Below are 20,414 nucleotides of genomic sequence, written 5' to 3' on the forward strand. Positions count from 1 at the left end.
GGCCTTGCAGCGATATCCGAGTGTTCATTCCAATGCGCCCGTATCGGTAGTGTTACCACTACCCCAAAAAAGTCCCACAAATTAATTTGATCACCTACACTTGCGCGCAAGTACGGGCGGGCGGCCGCTACAAGCGGCTGTTTCCCTACGTGCTTGAGGCCAAGTGCATAAACGATGCAACCGGCGAATCGTCCAGTGAATGCAAACACAGGGATGGCAGCGGGGCACCGGGCGATGGCGTTTATTGGGACCGAAACTGGAGACTTACATGAATATCAAGATGCAAAAGCTGTTGCCGATCACCGCAGCGGCGATGCTGTGTGCTGCAGCTGCAAGCAACGCGTCCGCCGATCAAGTCGTCAAGATCGGCCACGTCGCGCCGTTGACGGGCGGCATTGCACACCTGGGCAAGGACAACGAAAACGGCGCGCGTCTCGCAGTCGAGGAAATCAACGCGAAGGGTCTCACGATCGGCGGCCAGAAGATCACGCTGCAACTCGACCCGCAGGATGACGCGGCCGACCCGCGGCAGGCCACGCAGGTTGCGCAGAAGCTCGTCGACGACAAGGTCGTCGCGGTGGTCGGCCACCTGAACTCGGGCACGTCGATCCCGGCTTCGAAGATCTACAGCGATGCGGGCATCGTGCAGATTTCGCCGTCGGCGACCAACCCGGCCTACACGCAGCAAGGCTTCAAGACCACGTACCGCGTGGTCGCGACGGACGCGCAGCAAGGCCCGGCACTGGCCGACTACGCGCATTCGAAGGGCATCAAGAGCGTTGCGGTGGTCGACGATTCGACCGCTTACGGCCAGGGTCTCGCGAACGAATTCGAGAAGAAGGCCAAGGCGCTCGGCCTGAAGGTGATGTCGCACGACGCGACCAACGACAAGGCTGTCGACTTCCGCGCGATTCTGACGAAGATCAAGGGCGAGAACCCGGACGCGATCATGTACGGCGGCATGGATGCCACCGGCGGCCCGTTCGCGAAACAGGCGAAGCAGCTCGGCCTGCGCGCCAAGATCTTCGCGGGCGACGGCGTGTGCACGGAGAAGCTGGCCGACCTGGCCGGCGACGCGACCGACAACATCGTGTGCTCGGAAGCCGGTGCTTCGCTCGAGAAGATGCCGGGCGGCGCAGCATTCAAGGCCAAGTACGAGAAGCGTTTCGGCCAGCCGATCCAGATCTACGCACCGTTCACGTATGACGCCGTGTACATCATCGCCGACGCGATGAAGCGCGCGAACTCGACCGACCCGGCGAAGATCCTCGCGGCGATGCCGGCAACGAAGTACACGGGCGTGATCGGCACGACGACCTTCGACTCGAAGGGCGACCTGCAGCACGGCGTGATTTCGCTGTACAACTACAAGAGCGGCAAGAAGACGCTGCTCGACGAAGTGAAGATGTAAGCTGAAAAGCGGTCGACAGAGGGGTGAAGGCGCGCCTGCGGCAACGCAGGCGCGCCTTTCTTTTTGGCGATCTCGCAGCGGGCGGTGCGGCTGCCGCGCGCTCAGATCTTCAGATGCGCGAGCACCTTCGGCGCGACGGCCGCGACGAGTGCCGCGCACAGCGCGACGACCGACAGGCCGACGGTGAGGTTCACGGCCTGGGCGACGGCGCCGATCACGACCGGACCGAACAGCAGTCCGAAGTACGCCAGCCCGGCCACGTGCGCGAGACCTTCGGCCGCGTGAATGCCCTTCACGCGCGCAGCTGCGGCGAACAGCACGGGCATCATGTTCGCAAGGCCGAGGCCCATCAGCGTGAAGCCCGTCAGCACGGCGATCGGGTTCGGCAGCAGCAGCGCGCCGATCATCCCGGCGCACGCGAGCGACGCGCTCGCGAACACGAGCTGCGGCGCGCCGAAACGCGCGCGCACCGCGTCGCCCGCGAATCGCGCGATGGCCATTCCGCCGGAGAACGCGGCATACGCGGCGCTCGCGAGCGCGGGGCTCGCCGCGACGACGTCGCGCATGTAGACCGTCGCCCAGTCGTACATCGCACCTTCGGCGATCAGCGCGATCAGTGCGATGCCGCCGAGCATCCAGAGCGCGGGCGAGCGCCAGCGGTTGCCGCCGCCGTGCGCGTGTTCGTGATGCGGCACGTGCGGCAGCACGGCCGGGCTCGCGGCGAGCAGCACCGCCGCGCTGACGGCCGCCGCCAGCGCGAGATGCGCGGCCGGCGCCATCCCGGCCGACAGCAACGCGCCGCCGGCCGCGGCTCCCGACATCCCGCCGATACTGAACATCCCGTGCAGCGACGACATGATCGGCTTGCCGAGCGCGATCTCGACCGCGCTCGCCTCCGCGTTCATCGCAACGTCGAGCGTCGCCATCGAGAAGCCGAACAGCGCGAGCACGACGAGCAGCATCCAGTAATCGGGCACGACGAGGATCAGCGCCGCGCATGCTGACATCACGAGCCCGCCCGCGAGGCACGCGGTGCGCGAGCCGACGCGCGCGATCCAGCGCGCGATCGTCAGCATCGCGGCGATCGAGCCGCCCGCGACCGCGAACAGCGCGATCGACAACAGGCCCGGGCTCAAGGCGAACCGGTCGCGCACGGTCGGCACGTGCACGCCCCACGACGCGTACATCATGCCGGCGATGAAGAACAGTGCCATCGTGGCCGTGCGTGCGCGCTGGCGGACCGGCAAGGCCAGCATGCGATGCGCGTCGGGCGGCGCGGCGAAGTCGGACGAGGATCGGGAGGAGGTTTCGGACACGGAGCGCTCTTGAATGGACGATGCGCGGGCGCGTCGCGCCCGTCGGATGGGTCCGATTCTATCGAACCGCTTACGATCTTGCCGGCGCACTGGCCATCCGGCCGATGCCCGACGCGCCGCCGCCGCGAGTAACATCGATGCGCAGGCCGCGTGCCCGAAACGTTCCAGCGCGGCGCGTCGTCGCCACCGTTGCCGCCCAGGCTTTCCGACCGCAGGAGTCACCGTGAACATCGATCCCGTCCTTGCCGTGCACCTGTTGCACCGCTGCGCGCTCGGCACGCTCGCGACCCACGCGCGCGATCCGCAAGGCTTTCCGTATCCGACCGTCGTACCGTTCGCGCCCGATGCGAATCATCGCCCGGTGATTCTCGTGAGCGGCCTGGCCGAGCACACGCGCAACCTGATCGCCGATCCGCGCGCGGGGTTCCTCGTCGTCGACGCGCCGGGCGGCGACGTGCTGAACGCCGAGCGCGCGACGCTGCTCGGCCGCTTCGTGCCGCTCGGCGACGATCCGCATGTCGCCGCGCGTTACACGCGCTACGAACCCGATGCCGCACGCTACCTGGCGCTCGGCGATTTCACGTTCTGGGCGCTCGACATCGAGCGGCTGCGCTATATCGGCGGATTCGGCCGGATGGGCTGGGTGGACGGCACCAGCCTCGATGCGCTGGCGCCGCTCTCGTTCGACGACGAACGGGCGTTGTGGAACGCGTACGACTCGAGCGACGCGCGCCGCGACGGGCTCGAGCTGCTCGGCGTCGATCGCCACGGCGCCGACTGGCGCTGCGACGGCCGCCGCGTGCGCACGCCGTTCGAGCCGATGCCGGCCGACGCCGGCGCGCTGCGCGAGCGATTGATGGCGAGCGCGCGGAATGTCACGTGACGCCGCGGATAAGGTTTTGTCCGTCGCGCGTCCCGCGCAGTGCGATTTTTGCAAACTTGTCGTCGTATGAAAGCTTTGATTTTCGCTATGCAGGGTAATTGCGTAGATTGATAGGCCGATTACCGGATCGGTAATGTCCTAATCTCTATGCAAGCACGAGAAAATTTGAGAAAAGGCCGTGGCCGGTCAAAATGACATGTTTGAATCACAATCGGCCTCGGGATTTTCATGAATCTCGCTTCTATCAAATCTTTTTTGTGCTAATCTCTGCCTTCGAAAATCCGAGGCACAAATATTCATGAATGGTGAGCCGGCTGCAGACCGGTGCCATTGGTCATATAGAAAGGGAAACTATGTCTTCTTACAAGGACCTGCTGGCCCAGCGGGAGAAGCTGGAGAAGCAAATCGAAGAAGCGAAGTCGCGCGAATACGCCGAAGTGCTGAATGACGTGAAGCAGAAAATTGCCGACTACGGCTTTTCGCTCGCCGAACTCGGCCTCAGCCGTGCGAAGGCAGGCAAGGTCGGTCGTCCGCGCGCAGGCGTGGCCGCCAAATACCGCGATCCGGAAACGGGCGCGACGTGGTCGGGCCGCGGCAAGCCGCCGCGCTGGATCGCCGGCAAGAACCGCGAACAGTTTGCGATTTAAACGATCGTTTAAGTCGACGCCTCAAAAAGAGCCGCGCATCCGTCAAGGAGCGCGGCTCTTTGCATTTCGACACCTGAATGTATGCTTTTTGTCATGAAAACGTCATCAGCGGGGCGTGAATGAAAATACGACCGGTTCGCATAAGCGGTTGATTTGAATGGAAAATTTTGTGTTACTGGAATATCGGACGGACGTCGTTTGATAGAATTCCGTATCCCAACCGATATCTCGTATTTCATGTCTACGTTTTCCGACGACGCGCAAAGCGCGGATAAGCACGCGGTCGCGCGCAAGAGCACCCTCGTCAGTATTGTGCTGAATGTGGTGCTTGCGACGTTTCAGATCGTCGTCGGCGTGGTAGCGCATTCGCAGGCATTGATCGCCGATGGCATCCATTCGATTTCCGATTTGATCTCGGATTTTGTCGTACTGGTGGCGAATCGCCATAGCGGTGCGTCGCCGGATGCCGATCACAATTACGGACACAGCCGCTACGAGACCGTCGCTTCGCTGTTTCTCGGCGCGATCCTGATCGCGGTCGGCATCGGCATGCTCTGGCGCGCCGGCGACCGTCTCGTGAATCTCGAAAACATCCCGGCCGTCCATTTTTCCGCGTTGATCGTCGCGCTGACCGTGCTCGTGTCGAAAGAGGCGCTGTTCCGCTACATGCTGCGCGAGGCGCGGCGCGTGCGTTCGGCGATGCTGGTCGCGAACGCGTGGCATGCGCGCTCGGACGCCGCTTCGTCGCTCGTCGTCGCGATCGGCATCGTCGGCAGTCTCGCGGGCGTGCGTCTGCTCGATCCGATCGCCGCGGCGATCGTCGGTTTCATGGTTGCCCGCATGGGCTGGACGTTCGGTTACGACGCGCTTCAGGATCTGTCCGATCGCGCGCTCGACACCGCCGACACGGCCGAGATCCGCGCGCTGCTCGCGGCGACGCCGGGTGTGCGCGACGTGCACGACCTGCGCACGCGCAAGATGGGCGATGCGGCGCTCGTCGACGCGCACATCCTCGTCGATCCGATGATCTCCGTGTCCGAAGGCCATTACATCGCGGAAACCGCACGTGCGCGCGTGCTGCGCGATCCGCGCGTGCTCGACGCGCTGATCCACGTCGACCCGGAGAACGACACGGCGCGCCGTCCGGCGCTCGCGCTGCCGCCGCGCGCGGAGATCGCCGCGCGGCTCGAGGCCGCGCTCGCGCAACGCGGGCTGCACCCGGCCGCGATCAACCTGCACTACCTGAGCACCGGGCTCGAGATCGATGTGACGCTCGACGCCGGCGCCGACGATACCGACGCGGCGCTGGCCGGCCGGCTCGACGTCGACACGCTGAAGCGGCAGTTCGGCGCGCGTCGGATCGGCTTCACGCGCGGGCTGCCCGCGCAAGCCTGAGCGGCGCCCGCGAGTGCGATCGCGAGCCGCGCGTTACAGCGGCAGTTGCGTGTCGAACTTGATTTCGCGCAGCACGACGCTCGTGCGCACCTGCGACACGGCCGGGATCTTGAAGATCCGTTCGTGCAGGAAGACGTCGTAGGCCTTGATGTCGGGCGCGACGATCTTGAGGATGTAATCGGCCTCGCCCGTCGTGCTGTAACACTCGGTGACTTCCGGGCAGGTGGCGATCTCGCGCTCGAATTGCTCGACGCCGCCTTCATTGTGGCGGGTCAGGTGCACGTGCGCGAGCGCGCACACGTGCAGGCCGAGCTTCTCGCGATCGAGCAGCGCGGTGTAGCGCTGGATCACGCCGGACTGTTCCATGTCCTTGATGCGGCGCCAGCACGGCGTGCTCGACAGGCCGACCTGGTCGGAGATTTCCTGCACGGAACGGCGCGCGTCGAGCTGCAACAGGCGAAGGATTTTTTGCGAAAAGGAATCGAGCGTCACCTGCGCCTCCATGCGGCAGCTACAACACGCTGAATGTTAGAGGGCCGGGAAAGGAAAGGCAATCTGGCGGCGCGTCGCTGAGCGAGATTCGCTAATTTGCACGCGGATCCGTGGGATTTTGTCCCGCCCCTGCCTGCTCCGACCGATCGGCGTCGCCCACCGCGAGGCCCGCGAGCGCGGCCTGCTGGCGGCGCAGGTCGGCGAGCATGTTGCAGAACAGCGCGCCTTGCTCGATCGCGTCGTCGAGCGCGACGTGCGTGTGCGGATGATCGTCGAACCAGTGCTTCGGAAAGCGCGGCTTGATCGCCTTGCGGTACGGCAGGCCCGTCATCGCGAACGCGAGCGTCTTGATGTCGAGCGCCGACCACGAGAACGGGCAGCGTCCGGCGAAACGCATCATGTACCAGAACATGAACGTGAAATCGAAGCCGGCCGGCATCGCGACGAACACGGGCTTGCCGGGCAGCGCCTCGACCCACTCGACGTACGCGACGAGCGCGGCCTCGGGCGCCTGCAGGTCGCGCCGGCACGCGGCCCAGGCTTCCGGTTCCGTCTTCCACCACGCTTCCTGCACGGGGTGGGCCTGCGCGCCCGGCAGCGTCTCGAGATTCGCCGAGAACGTCGCGATCAGCTGCTTGTCCTCGGTATAGGCGGCCGATGCGAAGCTCAGCATCGAATGCGGGCCGGGAATCGGGCCGTCGGCCTCGACGTCGGTGCTGACGTAGATTTCGGGGATGGCGGTCTGGTTCATCCGAACACCTTGTCGGACACGAACGGATTCGTGCGGCGCTCGTCGCCGAAGGTCGACACCGGGCCGTGGCCCGGCACGAACGTCACGTCGTCGCCGAGCGGCCACAGCTTCTCCTTGATCGAGCGTACGAGATCCGCGTGATTGCCGCGCGGGAAATCGGTGCGGCCGATCGAGCCGGCGAACAGCACGTCGCCGACGATCGCGACACGATGGGCGCGGCTGAAGAACACGACGTGGCCGGGCGTGTGGCCCGGGCAGTGATAGACCTCGAGCGTCTCGTCGCCGAACTGCACGGTGTCGCCGTCGTTCAGCCAATGGTCGGGCTCGAACGCCTCGGCGGCCGGGAAGCCGAATCGCTGGCTCTGCATCGGCAGTTGCTCGATCCAGAACCGCTCGTCTTCCTGCGGTCCGACGATCGGCACGCCGTAGTGCGTCGCGAGCGCCTTCGCGCCCGCGCAGTGATCGACGTGGCCGTGCGTGAGCAGCACCTTCTCGACCTGCACGTTCTGCCGCGCGATCTCCTGTTCGATCCGTTCGATGTCGCCGCCCGGATCGACGACGGCGGCGCGGCCGGTCTTTTCGCAGACGAGCAGCGAGCAGTTCTGCTGGAACGGCGTGACCGGAATGAGCGTGACTTTCATGGAGGCACCGGCGGCTAAAAGGACCGATTGTACCGGTCGCGCGGGCTGCCTGCCGGTGCAGCGCAGCGGCCTCGGACGCGCGGCTCCGGGCAATCCCGGAGCATTCCGATTGTTACGGCCATAGTGAGAATCAATGGTCCGGACGGGCCGCTTTTCGAGACGGGCTTTTGGTTTATGTATAATGCCGCCCATTGCGCGTGAATTTCACGCAATTCGCTGGTGTTTCGGCCCCGTTAAAACAGGGCGCGGATTCACCGTCAAGCATCGACCGCCGGGGAGTCCGGCGGTGTATCCAGCACCGAGCATTCGGTGCTCACGTCTTGTCCGGCCGGGTGCTGCGCGCCCGTCCGCGGCCCTGCTGCCGCGCCGCCGGATGAGGCCTGTGCCGCCGTTCCTGTGCGTTGGCCGTATGCGACGCGCGCGAACGTGAAAGCCATGTTCGATGGCGGCATGTGGGGTCTGGTCAGGCTGCCGGGGACAGGTTGCGCCAGACGTGAAAACTAATCAGGACGGTTGCGGCAGAGACGAAGCCGCGCCCATGCTAGCCGCCTGCTCGTGTGATCCGAGCGGGGCGTGCACGCATTTGCCGTCCGGGCCGCGTATCTGCGTTGTTGAGCAGCGTTGTATCGGTGCGGCCCGAACCAGAAGGCGACACGTCGATGAACTTTCGTTTTCCGACTCGATTCGGGACCATTGCATTATTTTTTGCGCTGACGGGCTGTGCGGTGCCACCCAGCCAGACCACCAGCAGCGCCAACCAGAAGAACGCGGTCAACAAGACGGCCGCTGCCGCGAAAGCGGACGACGACAAGCAGCAACTGAATTTCGATTCCGCGCTGGCCTCGATGCCGGCGGCCGACAGCAAGGACGCGAAGAAGTCGTCGCTGGCGGACGCCGAGCCGATCGACGGCAAGGACGTGTCCGACTTCCGTCAGACCGGCCGGGCATCGTGGTATGGCCGTGACTTCCACGGCCGCCGCACCGCGAACGGCGAGCGCTTCAACATGAATGCGCTGACCGCCGCGCACCGCACGCTGCCGCTGTCGTCGTACATCAAGGTAACCAACGCGTCGACCGGCAAGTGGGTCGTCGTCAAGGTCAACGATCGCGGGCCGTTCAAGCGTGGCCGCGTGCTCGACCTGTCGTATGCGGCCGCCAAGATGATCGGCCTCGTGCATGCCGGCACGGGCCGCGTGAAGATCGAAGGGCTGTCGCCGCAGGAAGCGCGCGAGGCACGCGACGAGATGTTCGCGTCGCTGTCGTCGAAGTAACGCGGCGGTTCGGCCGCTTATGCAAAAGGGCTGCCCTCGGGCAGCCCTTTTTCGTTTCCGCGAGCCGCGCGGCGGGAGGCGCCGCGCTCGCGCGTCAGCCTTCCTTCAGTGCCAGCGCGCGCGCATACAGCGCGTTGCGCGATGCGCCCGTCAGCGCGGCCGCGAGCTTCGCCGCGCTCTTCACGGGCACTTCTTCCAGCAGCAGCTTGAGCAGCGCGTCGTGCGCGGTGTCGTCGGCTTCGCCGCCGTCGGCCGGCGCGCCTTCGACGACCAGAACGAACTCGCCGCGCTGCCGGTTCGCATCGCCGGCGAGCCAGCTCTGTCCTTCGGCCAGGGTGCCCTGGAACAGTTGCTCGTGTAGCTTGGTGAGCTCGCGTGCGATCAGCAGCCGGCGTGCCGGGCCGAACGCGTCGGCGATGGCGGCGACGGTGTCCGCGATCCGGTGCGGCGCTTCGTAGAACACCAGCGCGTACGGGTGCCGCGCGAGCGCCTGCAGCGCGCTCGCACGCTGCTTCGGCTTCGGCGGCAGGAAGCCTGCGAACGTGAACGCGCCGGCCCAGTCGCCCGCCACGCTCAGCGCGGTCACGGCCGCGCTCGCGCCCGGCAGCGGAATCACCGGGAAGCCGGCCGCGCGCACGGCATCGACGAGCCGCGCGCCGGGGTCCGAAATGCCGGGCGTGCCGGCGTCCGACACGTACGCGACGCGTTCGCCGGCGCGCAGCAGCTCGATCACGCGTAGCGCGGCTTCGCGCTCGTTGTGTTCATGCACGGCGACGAGCGGTTTCGAGATCCCGTAGCGGGCCAGCAGCTGGCCCGTGTTGCGGGTGTCTTCGGCCGCGATGCGGTCGGCGAGGCCGAGCACGTGCAGCGCGCGCAGCGTGATGTCGGCGGTGTTGCCGATCGGCGTCGCGACCACGTAGAGCGCGGCGTCCGGGTAGTGCTGCGTTTGCGCGAGTTCGAGGAGGGCAGTCATGGCAGGCAATGCGCGCAATCGCGGCGCAAGCGGAACAAGGACGGCATTGTGCCACGCAGCGCCGGTTGCGCCGGGCAACGAGCACGGTTCGCCGGCAGGCGCAGGCAACTTTTCCGGCAAGGCGCGATCCAGATCGATTGGCGCGACGTTCGAGCAGCGCGCGCGGCAGTTCCTGGAGCGCCGTGGTCTCGCGTTCGTCGCGGCGAACGTGACGATGCGCGGCGGCGAACTGGATCTCGTGATGCGCTCGCCCGACGGCACGCTCGTATTCGTCGAGGTGCGCGCGCGGCGCAGCGCCCGGCATGGCGGCGCGGCCGCGAGCGTCGGCTGGCGCAAGCGGGGGCGCCTGATTGCCGCCGCGCTCCATTTCTGGGCGCGGCACGGCGCGGGGGCCGCATGCCGATTCGACGTGATCGCATTCGAGGCCGGCCGGCTCGAGTGGCTGCGCGATGCATTTCGTGCCGACGACGCGTAGCCGCGAGCTGTGACGAGATGTAAAGAGTTCTCGTCATACCGCCGGGGAGGGTACCGGAGTGCGGTAAACTCGCCGCACCCATGACGTTGCGCGCTGCGAGCCGTGCGCGCCCAGTTCACCAGGAATCGATGTCAGTCGAACGTATTCAGCAACATTTCCGCGACAGCGCCGCGCTTCACGCCGAAGCGGCCGATGCGCTGTCGTTGCCGATCGCGGCCGCGGTCGACGCGATGTTCGCCGCGCTGGCGAACGGCAACAAGATCGTCGCATGCGGAGATGGCCCGTCGGCCGCCGCAGCGCATTACCTCGCCGTGTCGCTCGTCGGCGGTTTCGAGCGCGAGCGTCCGGGCCTGCCCGCGATCGCGCTGGCCACCGATGCGTCGCAGGGCGGTCTCACGGGGGCAGCCGCCGCCGATCAGCTGTTCGCGCAGCAGGTGCGTGTGCTCGGGCAGACCGGCGACATCCTGCTGGTGCTCGACGCGACCGGCGCGTCGCCGCGCGTGCTGGCCGCAATCGACGAGGCGCACGAGCGCGAGATGACCGTCGTCGCGCTGACGGGCGGCGATGGCCGCGCCGTGGCGGCCGCGCTGTCCGACACCGATATTCCGATCAGCGTGCCCGCCTCGCGCGCGGCACGCGTCCACGAAGTCCATCTGCTGACCATCCACTGCCTGTGCGACGGCATCGACGCGATGCTGCTGGGTGAGGATTGAACGAAGGAGAGCCGTCGATGAATCAAAGCCGCGTCAAACAGACGCTCGTCAGAACCACGTTGCTCGCCGCGCTGACGGCGGGCCTCGCGATGTCGCTGCAGGGCTGCGTGCTCGGCGTGCTGGGGGCGGCTGCCGGCGGCGGCGCGCTGATCGCGACCGATCGCCGCACGCTCGGCGCGCAGACGGAGGATCGCGAGATCCAGGTCAAGTCGCTCACGCAGATCAACAACGGGCTGCCGGATCAGTCGCACGTGAACGTGACGGTGTTCAACCGCCGCGTGCTGCTGACGGGCGAAGTGCCGAACAACGCATCCAGGCAGCGCGCGGAGGAAATCGTGCGCGGCATCAACAACGTGAACGGCATCGTCAACGAGCTGTCGGTCGAGCCGGCGTCGTCGCTGTCGTCGCGCGCGAACGACTCGTACCTCGAAGGGCGCGTGAAGTCCGAGCTGATCGCGACGAAGGGGCTGTCGGCCAACTACTACAAGGTCGTCAGCGAGCGCGGCAACGTCTACCTGATGGGACTTGTGACGGTCGACGAAGGCAATCGCGGCGCCGAAGCGGCGAGCCAGGTGCCCGGCGTCGAGAAGGTCGTGAAGGTGTTCCAGTACATCCAGCCGGCGGACGCGCAGGCATTGCAGGCCGCGACGCCGAGCGGGGCGTCCGGCGCACCGGCCGCCGCCGCGCCCGCGGATGCCGCGACCGTCGGCGCGGTGCCCGATGCGTCGGTCCAGTCCACGCCGTTGCAACCGCCGGCGCCGATCTCGAATTCGTCGAGCGTGCATCCGGGCAACCCGAAGGCCACGCCGCAATGAAGTCGACGCAAATGAAGATCAGGCAATGGATGGTGCAGGGCGCCGCAGTCGCGGCACTCGCGGCCGGTGCGCTCGGCACGGCGCGGGCGGACGTCGGCGACGGTCTCAAGGTCGCGCGCGGCAACGCGTGCATGGGCTGCCACGCAGTCGATCGCAAGCTCGTCGGTCCGTCGTTCAAGGACATCGCGGCCCGCTACAAGTCCGATCCGCAGGCCGTCGCGAAGCTGTCGAAGAAGGTGAAGGACGGCGGCTCCGGCGTCTGGGGCGCGATTCCGATGCCGGCCCATCCGCGCATGAGCGACGCGGACCTGCGTTCCGTGGTCGAATGGGTGCTGGCCGGCGCGCCGTCAAAGTGACGCGTCGGGGGTGACGGATCCCCTATTGCCAAGCGCGGAAATGCATGTGTATGATGGTCGACTGTTGGGGCGGTAGCTCAGCTGGGAGAGCGTCGCGTTCGCAATGCGAAGGTCGGGAGTTCGATCCTCCTCCGCTCCACCAACGAACTTCGAAGGGCTCGGTCGCAAGACCGGGCCCTTTTTGCTTTTCCGCGAGCCCGCGCCGCCGCGATCACCTGCGCCCGAAACTCGGCCGTTTCGGATCGTACGTCCAGCCCGGCACGAGATACCGCATCGCCATCGCGTCGTCGCGCGCCGTGCCGCCGACTTGTTCGTAAAGCGCATGGGCGGCCTCGACCTGCGCCATGTCGAGTTCGATCCCGAGCCCCGGCCGCTCGGGCACGCTCACCCGTCCGCCGACGATCTCGAGCGGCTCGCGCGTGAGCCGCGCGTCGCCTTCCTGCCAGATCCAGTGCGTGTCGATCGCGGTGATCGTGCCGGGCGCCGCCGCCGCCGCGTGCGTGAACATCGCCAGCGACACGTCGAAGTGGTTGTTCGAATGCGAACCCCAGGTGAGCCCCCAGTCGCGGCACAACTGCGCAAGCCGCACCGAACCCTGCATTGTCCAGAAGTGCGGATCGGCGAGCGGAATGTCGACGGCTTGCAGCCGCACCGCGTGATCCATCTGCCGCCAGTCGGTCGCGATCATGTTGGTCGCCGTCGGGATGCCGGTGGCCCGCCTGAATTCGGCCATCGTCTCGCGGCCCGAGTAGCCGGCTTCCGGGCCGCACGGATCCTCCGCGTACGCGAGCAGATGACCTTGCCCGCGGCACAGCGCGACGGCTTCATCGAGCGACCACGCGCCGTTCGGGTCGAGCGTCGCGCGCGCGTCGGGAAAGCGCGTCTTGATGGCCGCGATCGCCTCCATCTCGTCCGCGCCGGTCATCACGCCGCCCTTCAGCTTGAAATCGGCAAAGCCGTAGCGCTCGACGGCCGCCTCGGCCTGCTGCGCGATCGCGGCCGGCGTGAGCGCGGCTTCGTTGCGCAGCCGGAACCACGGATCGGCCGCGTGCGTCTCGTCGCGATAGGGCAGATCGGTGCGGCGCCGCTCGCCGATGTAGAACAGGTACGCGAGCATCGGCACCGCGTCGCGCTGCTGGCCCTCGCCGAGCAGCGCCGCAACCGGCACGTCGAGATGCTGGCCGAGCAGGTCCAGCAGCGCGGCCTCGATCGCGGTGATCACGTTGTCGAGCCGCAGGTTGATCTCGTGCGGCTGGCGCAGCACGGCCGCCTCCCCCGCCGACGTTACCTCGTGCCGGATCGTGCGTCCGGCGCCCGCACCGGTGCCGGACAGCGCCGCGCGCACCGCGTTGAGCGTTGCCTGGTAATGACCGATCGACTGGCCGACCACGAGATCGGTCATCCGTTCGAGCGCGTGGCGGATGCCTTCGCCGCCGGGCACTTCGCCGACGCCCGTGTGGCCGCTGCTGTCGTCGAGGATCACGAGGTTGCGCGTGAAATACGGCGCGTGCGCGCCGCACAGGTTCAGCAGCATGCTGTCGCGGCCGGCGACGGGGATCACTCGCATGCGCGTGACGCGCGGCGTGCCGGCACGGCGGGATTCGGACATCGGTTCGCTCCTGGTTCCGGTCATGCACGGGCCGCCGGACGCGCCGGCGCGGCCCGCGCGGTTCAGTTCAGCTCGACGCGGCGGATCTCGCCGACGACGAACAGGTAGCAGATCACGGCGACGAGCGCGTGCGCGACGACGTACACCAGCGCGCCGTTGAACGAGCCGCTGCGGTCGACGATGTAGCCGATCGCGATCGGCGTCGTGATGCTGGAAAGATTGCCGCACGTGTTGAGCAGCGCGCCGCTCAGCCCGGCGATCTGGCGCGGCGCGGTGTCCGCGTTGACGGCCCAGCCGAGCGCGCCGAGCCCTTTGCCGAAGAACGACAGCGCCATGAACAGCACGACGAGCACGTGCGAATCGGTGTAGTTGCAGACGATCATCGACATCGACAGCAGCATGCCGATCACGATCGGCACCTTGCGCGCGACCGACAGCGACTGGCCGTGCTTGAGCAGCGCGTCGGACACGATGCCGCCGAGAATCCCGCCGAGGAACCCGCACACGGCCGGGATCGACGCGACGAGCCCCGCATTTAGGATCGACATCCCGCGCGCCTGCACGAGATAGACGGGAAACCACGTGATGAAGAAATAGGTGAGGGCGTTGATGCAGTACTGCGCGACGTATACGCCGACGAGCATCCGGTTCCTCAGCAGCGCCTTCACGTGGCGCATCGACGGGCCGCCGTCGCGCGCGCCCGTCGCCTGGTCGATGTTGACGAGCGCACCGCCTTCGGCGAGGTAGTCGAGCTCCGCGCCGTTGATGCGCGGGTGCGCCTTCGGGTCGTACATCGTGCGGTTCCACACCAGCACGAACGCGAAGCCGAGCACGCCCATCACCGCGAATACCGACTGCCACCCGTACGCGTGCACGAGCCAGCCCATCACCGGCGCGAACACGACGGTCGCCGCGTACTGGGCCGCATTGAAGATCGCCGACGCGGTGCCGCGCTCCGCGGCCGGAAACCATGCGGAGACGATCCGGCTGTTGGCCGGGAACGACGGCGCCTCGGCCGCGCCGACCAGAAAGCGCAACCCGAACAGCAGCGCGAACGCGGCCGCGCCGCCGAAGAAGCCGATGCCGCCCTGGAGCAGCGTGAACAGAGACCAGAAGAAGATGCTGAACGCATAGACGATGCGCGACCCGAAGCGGTCGAGCAGCCAGCCGCCCGGCAGTTGCGCGATCACGTACGACCAGCCGAACGCCGAGAAGATGAAGCCCATCTGCACGTGGCTCAGGTGCATCGCGCGCGCAAGCGCCGGGCCCGCGATCGCGATCGCCGCGCGATCCGCGTAGTTGATCGTCGTGACCGCGAACAGCACGGTCAGCACGAGCCAGCGCACGCGGGTGCGCCGGGCCGTTGCCGATGCGGACGCCGGCAATGCGTGAAGCGGATTCATGACTGTCTCCTCCGAAGGGCGGAAGGTGCCGTCGTGCGGCTGCGCGTCGGTGCGCGCGTTTTGTCGTGGCGGTGCTGCCGGCCGTGGCCGGACGCCGATGCAGCGAGGCAGGGCGTCCGGCCCATTCTGTCATGGCGAAAATCGCGCTTTCATGCCAATTGCTGACTTGATCGATTCAGGAATTGAATCGGTTGGCGGAGAAGGCCGCGTCGAGGGACGCCTTTACGCACGCGTGTCGTTCGCGCCTGCGCCGTGATGGGCCGCCACGTGTTGCGCGAGAAACTCGACGGCGGCACGCACGCCGGGCAATTGGCCGCGCCGGTGCGGCATCAGCAACGTCGTCGTGACGGTGCCGGCCCGCCAGCCGGGCAGCACGCGCACCAGCGCGCCCGACGCGAGCGCGGCGCCGGCGATCCAGTCGGGCAGGCACGCGATCCCGAGGCCGGCCGTTGCGGCCTGCAACAGCAGCGTCGATTCATCGGCCAGCAGCCGGATGCGCGGCGCGACGTCGACGGTTTCGCCGTCGAGCTGCAGCCGCCACGGCTGCTGGTCCGGATGAAGTCCGTCGTGCCGTGCGAGATCGGCCGGCGCGTCCGGTGTGCCGGCGCGCGCGAGATAGGCCGGCGATGCGACGGCGACGATCGGTGACGTGGCCAGTGGCCGTTGCACGAGCGCGGAATCGGGAAGCGGCGCGAAATGGCTGCGTACCGCGATATCGAAGCCTTCCTGGGCAATGTCGACGAGCCGGTCGCTCGCATGAATTTGCAGCAGTAGCTTCGGATGCGCGATCGCCAGCGCCGGCAGGCACGGCGCGAGGATGTGCTGCGCGACCGGCACCGAACTCGTGATCCGCACCACGCCGGCCGGTTCGGCCGCCTGCCGCAACACCGCGTCGCGTGCGCTTTCGGCCTCGATCACTGCCGCGCGCGCATGCTCGAAGAACTCGGTGCCGACCGGCGTCAGCCGGAAGCTGCGCGACGTGCGATGCACGAGCCGCGCGCCGAGCGTGCGCTCGAGCTCGGCCACCCGCTTGCTGACCGTCGATTTCGGCAGGTCGAGGCGGCGTGCGGCCGCCGACATGCTTCCCGCGTCGACCGCCTGCACGAAGAGATACAGATCGTTCAAGTTCACTGTCAGCGTCCACCAGAAGAAACGACGGGTTTCGATTCTAGCGGCTACTGCATCATCGTTCGTCGTGGGAGCATGATCGCTCGATCAACTTCAGTGAGACCATCATGTCCCCGATCCTTCTCTACGGCGTTCCGGCGGGTTGCTCGTTCGGCTCGATCGTCGCGCTCGAATGGGCCGGCCAGCCGTACCGGCTGTCGCGCATCACGATGCCCGGCCTCGTGAAGAGCGATGCGTTCTGCGCGCTGAACCCGGCCGCCGAGACGCCGGCGTTCGTGACCGCGAACGGCGACGTGCTGACCGAAAGCGTCGCGATCCTCGGTCATGTCGGCGCGCATGCGCTCGACAGCGGCCTCGCGTTCCGGCAGGGCAGCGCGGATTTCGACCAGCTGAACCGGATGCTCGCGTGGCTGAACACGACGTTCTTCAGTGCGTTCGGTGCGCTCTGGCACGTGTACGAGCACGGCACCGAAGGCGCGGAGAAGGACGCATTGCAGGCATATGGCCGCCGCAAGGTGCTGAATGCGCATCGTCACCTCGAAGCGCTGCTCGCGCGCGGCGACGGTCCGTGGCTGCTCGGCGCGCGGCGTACGCTCGCCGACGCGTATTTCGCCGGGATCGCCCGGTGGGCCGACTATCACGCGGTGTTCGAGCGCGATGCGTTCGCGCGCATCGCCGCGCTGCGCGCGCGGCTCGCGGACGACGCCGGCGTGCAGTTCGCGCATGCGATCGAGGAAAACCTGCCGCTGCCGGCATCGCAGGCGTTCCACGGGCATGTGTCGCTCGAAGACGCGCTCGCCAGCGCACGCGTGACGGCGACGCCGGCCTGAATCGGGCAGGACGACCGAGCGATGCGGTCGTCCGCGAAGGGCTCGGAATCGGCGATTTTTACCCGGGCGATATTGACAATCAATTTATACCCGGATAAAAATAGCGCCATTCCGATTTCTGCCCATGGGCGGCCACGATGACGCTTTCCACCTTGATTCCTTCCTGTACGGCATTCGACGGCCATCGGCGCGTCGCGTCGGGCTCGCTCGCGACGGTCGCGGTCGCGATCCGGCAGGCGTACGGCGACACGATGTCCGGCACGATCGCGATCTTCGACGACACGACGGGCCGCGCGATCGACCTCGACCTGCGCGGCACGGCGGACGATATCCGCGCGCGTTACGCGCCGGTGCCACGCGACGCATCCGCGCCGGTCGGCGAGTCGGCGGGCACGGCCGAACAACGCGGCCGCGGCCGTCCGAAGCTCGGCGTGGTATCGCGCGAGGTCACGTTGCTGCCGCGCCACTGGGACTGGCTCGCCGCGCAGCCGGGCGGCGCGTCCGTCGCGCTGCGCAAGCTGGTGGAGGACGCACGGCGCACGCACGCGGCGGCCGACCGGCGTCGCGACGCACAAACGCGCGCGTACCACTTCATGTCCGCGCTTGCGGGCGATCTGCCGAATTTCGAGGAGGCCGCGCGTGCGCTGTACGCGAACGACCTCGCGCGGATGGCCGAGCTGATCGCCGGCTGGCCGGACGACGTGCGCGATCATGCGCTCGCGCTGGCGCGCGGCGATCTGCCGCCGTCGACCGAAGACTGCTGACGGAGCACACGGCGCGATGACGACCTTCGATCTGAACCGCGGCGCGATCGCGCCGGTCGCCGACGAAATCGACGTCGTCGACCTGCGCGTGACGGGCACGATCCCGCCCGAACTCGACGGCACGTTGCTGCGCAACGGCCCGAACCCGCTGGGCGGCCGTTTCGACGGCAACGACGTGCTGTCGTGGTGGCCCGAAGCGGCGATGCTGCACGCGATCGCATTCGAACGCGGCCGCGCGGCCGGCTACCGGAACCGCTGGGCGCGCACGCGCCGCTGGGCCAATGTGCACGCGCCGAAACAGGCGCCGCACCTGCCCGACACGAACCCGAACGTAAACGTCGTGCAGCACGCCGGCGAATTGCTCGCGCTGGCCGAAGGCGGCGCGCCGCTCGCGATCACGGCCGCGCTCGACACGTTCGGTGCGCCCGCGCGGCATCCCGCATTCGACGGCGCGATGACCGCGCATCCGAAGGTCGACCCGGTGACGGGCGAGCTGATCCTGTTTCGCGCGGACTGGCGCACGCCGTGGCTGCGCTACGGCGTCGCGGATGCGCACGGCGAGCAGCGCGTCGACCTCGCCGTCGACCTGCGCGCGCCGTCGATGATGCACGACCTCGCGATCACCGAGACGCGCAGCCTGCTGCTCGACCTGAACGTCGGCTACGACTTCGCGATGCTGAAACAGGGGCACCGGATGCCGCTGCGCTGGCACGACGATCGCGACGCGCGGATCGGCGTGATCCCGCGTCACGGCGGCGATGTGCACTGGTTCGGCATCGAGCCGTGCTTCATCCAGCACGTCGTGAACGCGTACGACTGCGACGCGTCGTGCATCGTGCTCGATGCGGTGCGCTATCCGTGGTTCCTGCGGCTCGACGCGCGCACGGGCCGCTTCGCCGACAACCCGGTCGGCGAGCTGTGGCGCTACGTGATCGATACCGCGAACGGGCTGATCGACGAGGGGCCGCTCGCCGACGGCGGCATCGAGCTGCCGCGCATCAACGAAAGCCGGACGGGCCGCCCGTACCGCTACCTGTATTCGGTCGAGCAACCGAACAACGCCGAGATGCGCGGCGTGATGCGTTTCGACCACGTGCGCGGCACGACGACCCGTTACGCGGTGCCGGCCGGCGACCAGAACGGCGAGCCGGTGTTCGTGCCGCGCCCGGGCGGCACCGACGAGGACGACGGCTGGCTGCTGGTGATGGTCTATCGCGCGGCCACCGATACGAGCGATGTCGTGATCCTCGATGCGCGCGCGATCGACGCGGCGCCGGTCGCGACGGTGCACCTGCCGCGCCGCGTGCCGGCCGGATTCCACGGCGCCTGGGTGCCGCGCGAGCGCCGCGCGTGACCGGCCGCGCGCGTCACTGCGCGCGCAGCGCGTCGACGATGTTCAGCCGCGCGGCGCGCATCGCCGGCAGGAAGCCGCCGACAAGGCCCATCACGAGCGAGAACAGCAGCGTCTTCGCGACGATCGCGGGCGTCAGCACAAAGCGGAACGACAGGTCGGAGAAAGTCTGGAAGTTGGTGGTCGAGAACGACGCGAACTCCATCAACGACGCGCACGCGAGCCCGGCGACGCCGCCGACGAAGCCGAGCAGCAGCGCCTCCAGCAGGAACGCGGCGAGCACGTTCGCGCGCTTGAAGCCGAGCGCGCGCAGCGTGCCGATCTCGGCGGTGCGGTTCGCGACCGATGCGTACATCGTGATCATCGCGCCGATCATCGCGGCGATCGAGAAGATCGTCGACAGCGTGATGCCGAGGATGTTGATGAAGGTCGACAGCGCCTTCGACTGGTCGCCGTAAAACGTCTGCTCGCGCTTCGCTTCGTCGGTCAGCCGCGGGTCGACGTCGATGTCGGCCTTGAAGCGCGCGAAGCCGTCGGCGCTCGGGATGCGCAGCACCATCGACGAATAGCTGGTGCGCCGGAACGACTGCATCAGCTGGTCGACGTCGCCCCAGATCTCCGAATCGAAGCCGCTGCCGCCCGCGTCGAAGATGCCGACGACGGTCCAGTCGCGCTGCGCGAAATGCAGGCGGTCGCCGAGCTGCGTGCCGCTGAAGCCTTTCGCGATCGCGCTGCCGACGACGATCTCCGACGAGCCCGGCGCGAACGGGCGACCGGCCACCAGCTTCACGCGCGGGCGCAGCGCGAGGCCGGCCGGCGACACGCCGCGGATCACGACGTTCGACGGCTTGCCGCTCGACGTCTTCACGAGCGAGATCAGCACGACGGCTTCCTTCGACACCCGCGGCCGGCCGTCGGGGCCGAGCGCCACGGCCGGATGCATCTCGAGCGCGTTGGCCTGCTGGTGGTCGATCGCGCTCTGGATCTCGGTTTCCGCGCCCTTGCGGATCACCACGACGTTGTCCGCTTCGCCGGTCGACACGAGCGTCTGCGTGAGACCGGCGTCGAGCATCTGCACGGTCGCGAACACGAAGATCACCAGCGCCATCCCGCCCGCGGTGAGCGCGGTGGTGAGCCGGCGCGTCCACAGGTTGCGCGCGATGTAGGTGAGCGGAATCGTCATCGGCGGC

21 protein-coding genes and 1 tRNA gene are annotated in these 20,414 nt (G+C 67.7%); 13 read left to right on the top strand and 9 right to left on the bottom strand.

Annotated elements, in window-relative coordinates:
• Positions 1 to 268 precede the first annotated feature (268 nt).
• Entirely contained in the window at positions 269 to 1,411 is a 1,143-nt protein-coding gene (locus tag HW466_RS28555) for a branched-chain amino acid ABC transporter substrate-binding protein (protein WP_040142930.1), read from the top strand.
• A 101-nt stretch (positions 1,412 to 1,512) separates the two neighbouring features.
• On the opposite strand, the gene HW466_RS28560 is transcribed toward HW466_RS28555, so the two are convergent.
• On the bottom strand, positions 1,513 to 2,727 hold the full coding sequence (locus tag HW466_RS28560; RefSeq protein WP_060347752.1) for an MFS transporter: 1,215 nt from the start codon (positions 2,725 to 2,727) through the stop codon (positions 1,513 to 1,515).
• 223 nt (positions 2,728 to 2,950) lie between these two features.
• On the opposite strand from HW466_RS28560, the gene HW466_RS28565 reads away from it, so the two are divergent.
• From HW466_RS28565 to HW466_RS28575, 3 genes are all read left to right on the top strand, one after another.
• Complete coding sequence (locus tag HW466_RS28565) at positions 2,951 to 3,610, top strand: HugZ family pyridoxamine 5'-phosphate oxidase (protein WP_174905969.1); 660 nt, start codon at positions 2,951 to 2,953, stop codon at positions 3,608 to 3,610.
• Positions 3,611 to 3,963: 353 nt separating this feature from the next.
• On the top strand, positions 3,964 to 4,257 hold the full coding sequence (locus tag HW466_RS28570; protein WP_006491875.1) for an H-NS histone family protein: 294 nt from the start codon (positions 3,964 to 3,966) through the stop codon (positions 4,255 to 4,257).
• Between the two features lie 237 nt (positions 4,258 to 4,494).
• Positions 4,495 to 5,652 (top strand): cation diffusion facilitator family transporter, encoded by a 1,158-nt coding sequence (locus HW466_RS28575; protein WP_059505462.1) that lies wholly within the window; start codon positions 4,495 to 4,497, stop codon positions 5,650 to 5,652.
• Between the two features lie 33 nt (positions 5,653 to 5,685).
• Here the strand turns inward: HW466_RS28575 and HW466_RS28580 are convergent, their stop codons facing one another.
• The 3 genes from HW466_RS28580 to HW466_RS28590 form a co-directional block, all read right to left on the bottom strand.
• Complete coding sequence (locus HW466_RS28580) at positions 5,686 to 6,156, bottom strand: Lrp/AsnC family transcriptional regulator (RefSeq protein ID WP_006477376.1); 471 nt, start codon at positions 6,154 to 6,156, stop codon at positions 5,686 to 5,688.
• Between the two features lie 79 nt (positions 6,157 to 6,235).
• Entirely contained in the window at positions 6,236 to 6,895 is a 660-nt protein-coding gene (locus tag HW466_RS28585) for a 3'-5' exonuclease family protein (RefSeq protein WP_060257084.1), read from the bottom strand.
• Positions 6,892 to 7,536, bottom strand: coding sequence for an MBL fold metallo-hydrolase (locus tag HW466_RS28590; RefSeq protein WP_059452652.1), 645 nt, complete (start codon positions 7,534 to 7,536; stop codon positions 6,892 to 6,894). The genes HW466_RS28585 and HW466_RS28590 overlap by 4 nt, the downstream gene beginning before the upstream one ends.
• Positions 7,537 to 8,195: 659 nt before the next feature.
• On the opposite strand from HW466_RS28590, the gene HW466_RS28595 reads away from it, so the two are divergent.
• A complete protein-coding gene (locus tag HW466_RS28595; RefSeq protein ID WP_059452653.1) occupies positions 8,196 to 8,807 on the top strand; it encodes a septal ring lytic transglycosylase RlpA family protein in 612 nt (203 codons plus the stop codon).
• Between the two features lie 94 nt (positions 8,808 to 8,901).
• Here HW466_RS28595 and rsmI read toward each other — a convergent pair whose 3' ends face one another.
• Positions 8,902 to 9,780, bottom strand: coding sequence for a 16S rRNA (cytidine(1402)-2'-O)-methyltransferase (gene rsmI, locus HW466_RS28600; protein WP_059505460.1), 879 nt, complete (start codon positions 9,778 to 9,780; stop codon positions 8,902 to 8,904).
• A gap of 46 nt (positions 9,781 to 9,826) precedes the next feature.
• Here rsmI and HW466_RS28605 point away from each other — a divergent pair, with 46 nt between their 5' ends.
• The 5 genes from HW466_RS28605 to HW466_RS28625 all read left to right on the top strand — a co-directional run bounded on the left by HW466_RS28605 (position 9,827) and on the right by HW466_RS28625 (position 12,281).
• A complete protein-coding gene (locus tag HW466_RS28605; protein ID WP_239006269.1) occupies positions 9,827 to 10,255 on the top strand; it encodes a YraN family protein in 429 nt (142 codons plus the stop codon).
• A 128-nt stretch (positions 10,256 to 10,383) separates the two neighbouring features.
• On the top strand, positions 10,384 to 10,968 hold the full coding sequence (locus HW466_RS28610; protein ID WP_060134759.1) for an SIS domain-containing protein: 585 nt from the start codon (positions 10,384 to 10,386) through the stop codon (positions 10,966 to 10,968).
• A gap of 17 nt (positions 10,969 to 10,985) precedes the next feature.
• Positions 10,986 to 11,783 (top strand): BON domain-containing protein, encoded by a 798-nt coding sequence (locus HW466_RS28615; RefSeq protein ID WP_059505624.1) that lies wholly within the window; start codon positions 10,986 to 10,988, stop codon positions 11,781 to 11,783.
• The gene (locus HW466_RS28620; RefSeq protein ID WP_059505456.1) at positions 11,780 to 12,139 is read left to right on the top strand and encodes a c-type cytochrome; all 360 of its coding nucleotides are present in this window, start codon (positions 11,780 to 11,782) and stop codon (positions 12,137 to 12,139) included. Before HW466_RS28615 ends, HW466_RS28620 begins: the two co-directional genes overlap by 4 nt.
• Before the next feature lie 66 nt (positions 12,140 to 12,205).
• A tRNA-Ala gene (locus HW466_RS28625) sits at positions 12,206 to 12,281 on the top strand.
• A 69-nt stretch (positions 12,282 to 12,350) separates the two neighbouring features.
• Here the strand turns inward: HW466_RS28625 and HW466_RS28630 are convergent.
• From HW466_RS28630 to HW466_RS28640, 3 genes are all read right to left on the bottom strand, one after another.
• The gene (locus tag HW466_RS28630; RefSeq protein WP_151006039.1) at positions 12,351 to 13,748 is read right to left on the bottom strand and encodes an enolase C-terminal domain-like protein; all 1,398 of its coding nucleotides are present in this window, start codon (positions 13,746 to 13,748) and stop codon (positions 12,351 to 12,353) included.
• Between the two features lie 62 nt (positions 13,749 to 13,810).
• Positions 13,811 to 15,151 carry an MFS transporter gene (locus HW466_RS28635; protein WP_059546488.1) on the bottom strand — a complete coding sequence of 447 codons (1,341 nt, stop codon included), beginning with the start codon at positions 15,149 to 15,151 and terminating at the stop codon, positions 13,811 to 13,813.
• Between the two features lie 222 nt (positions 15,152 to 15,373).
• Entirely contained in the window at positions 15,374 to 16,282 is a 909-nt protein-coding gene (locus HW466_RS28640) for a LysR substrate-binding domain-containing protein (protein WP_244138243.1), read from the bottom strand.
• A gap of 104 nt (positions 16,283 to 16,386) precedes the next feature.
• Here HW466_RS28640 and HW466_RS28645 point away from each other — a divergent pair, with 104 nt between their 5' ends.
• The 3 genes from HW466_RS28645 to HW466_RS28655 all read left to right on the top strand — a co-directional run bounded on the left by HW466_RS28645 (position 16,387) and on the right by HW466_RS28655 (position 19,227).
• Positions 16,387 to 17,109, top strand: a complete 723-nt coding sequence (locus tag HW466_RS28645) for a glutathione S-transferase family protein (protein WP_151006037.1) — start codon at positions 16,387 to 16,389, stop codon at positions 17,107 to 17,109.
• A 137-nt stretch (positions 17,110 to 17,246) separates the two neighbouring features.
• Positions 17,247 to 17,873, top strand: coding sequence for a DUF2239 family protein (locus HW466_RS28650; protein WP_069229247.1), 627 nt, complete (start codon positions 17,247 to 17,249; stop codon positions 17,871 to 17,873).
• A 16-nt stretch (positions 17,874 to 17,889) separates the two neighbouring features.
• Positions 17,890 to 19,227, top strand: a complete 1,338-nt coding sequence (locus tag HW466_RS28655) for a carotenoid oxygenase family protein (RefSeq protein WP_174905971.1) — start codon at positions 17,890 to 17,892, stop codon at positions 19,225 to 19,227.
• Between the two features lie 13 nt (positions 19,228 to 19,240).
• On the opposite strand, the gene HW466_RS28660 is transcribed toward HW466_RS28655, so the two are convergent.
• Positions 19,241 to 20,407 carry an ABC transporter permease gene (locus HW466_RS28660; protein ID WP_059771958.1) on the bottom strand — a complete coding sequence of 389 codons (1,167 nt, stop codon included), beginning with the start codon at positions 20,405 to 20,407 and terminating at the stop codon, positions 19,241 to 19,243.
• Positions 20,408 to 20,414: the final 7 nt, after the last annotated feature.

This window comes from Burkholderia territorii (assembly GCF_902833055.1).
Taxonomy (GTDB): domain Bacteria; phylum Pseudomonadota; class Gammaproteobacteria; order Burkholderiales; family Burkholderiaceae; genus Burkholderia; species Burkholderia territorii.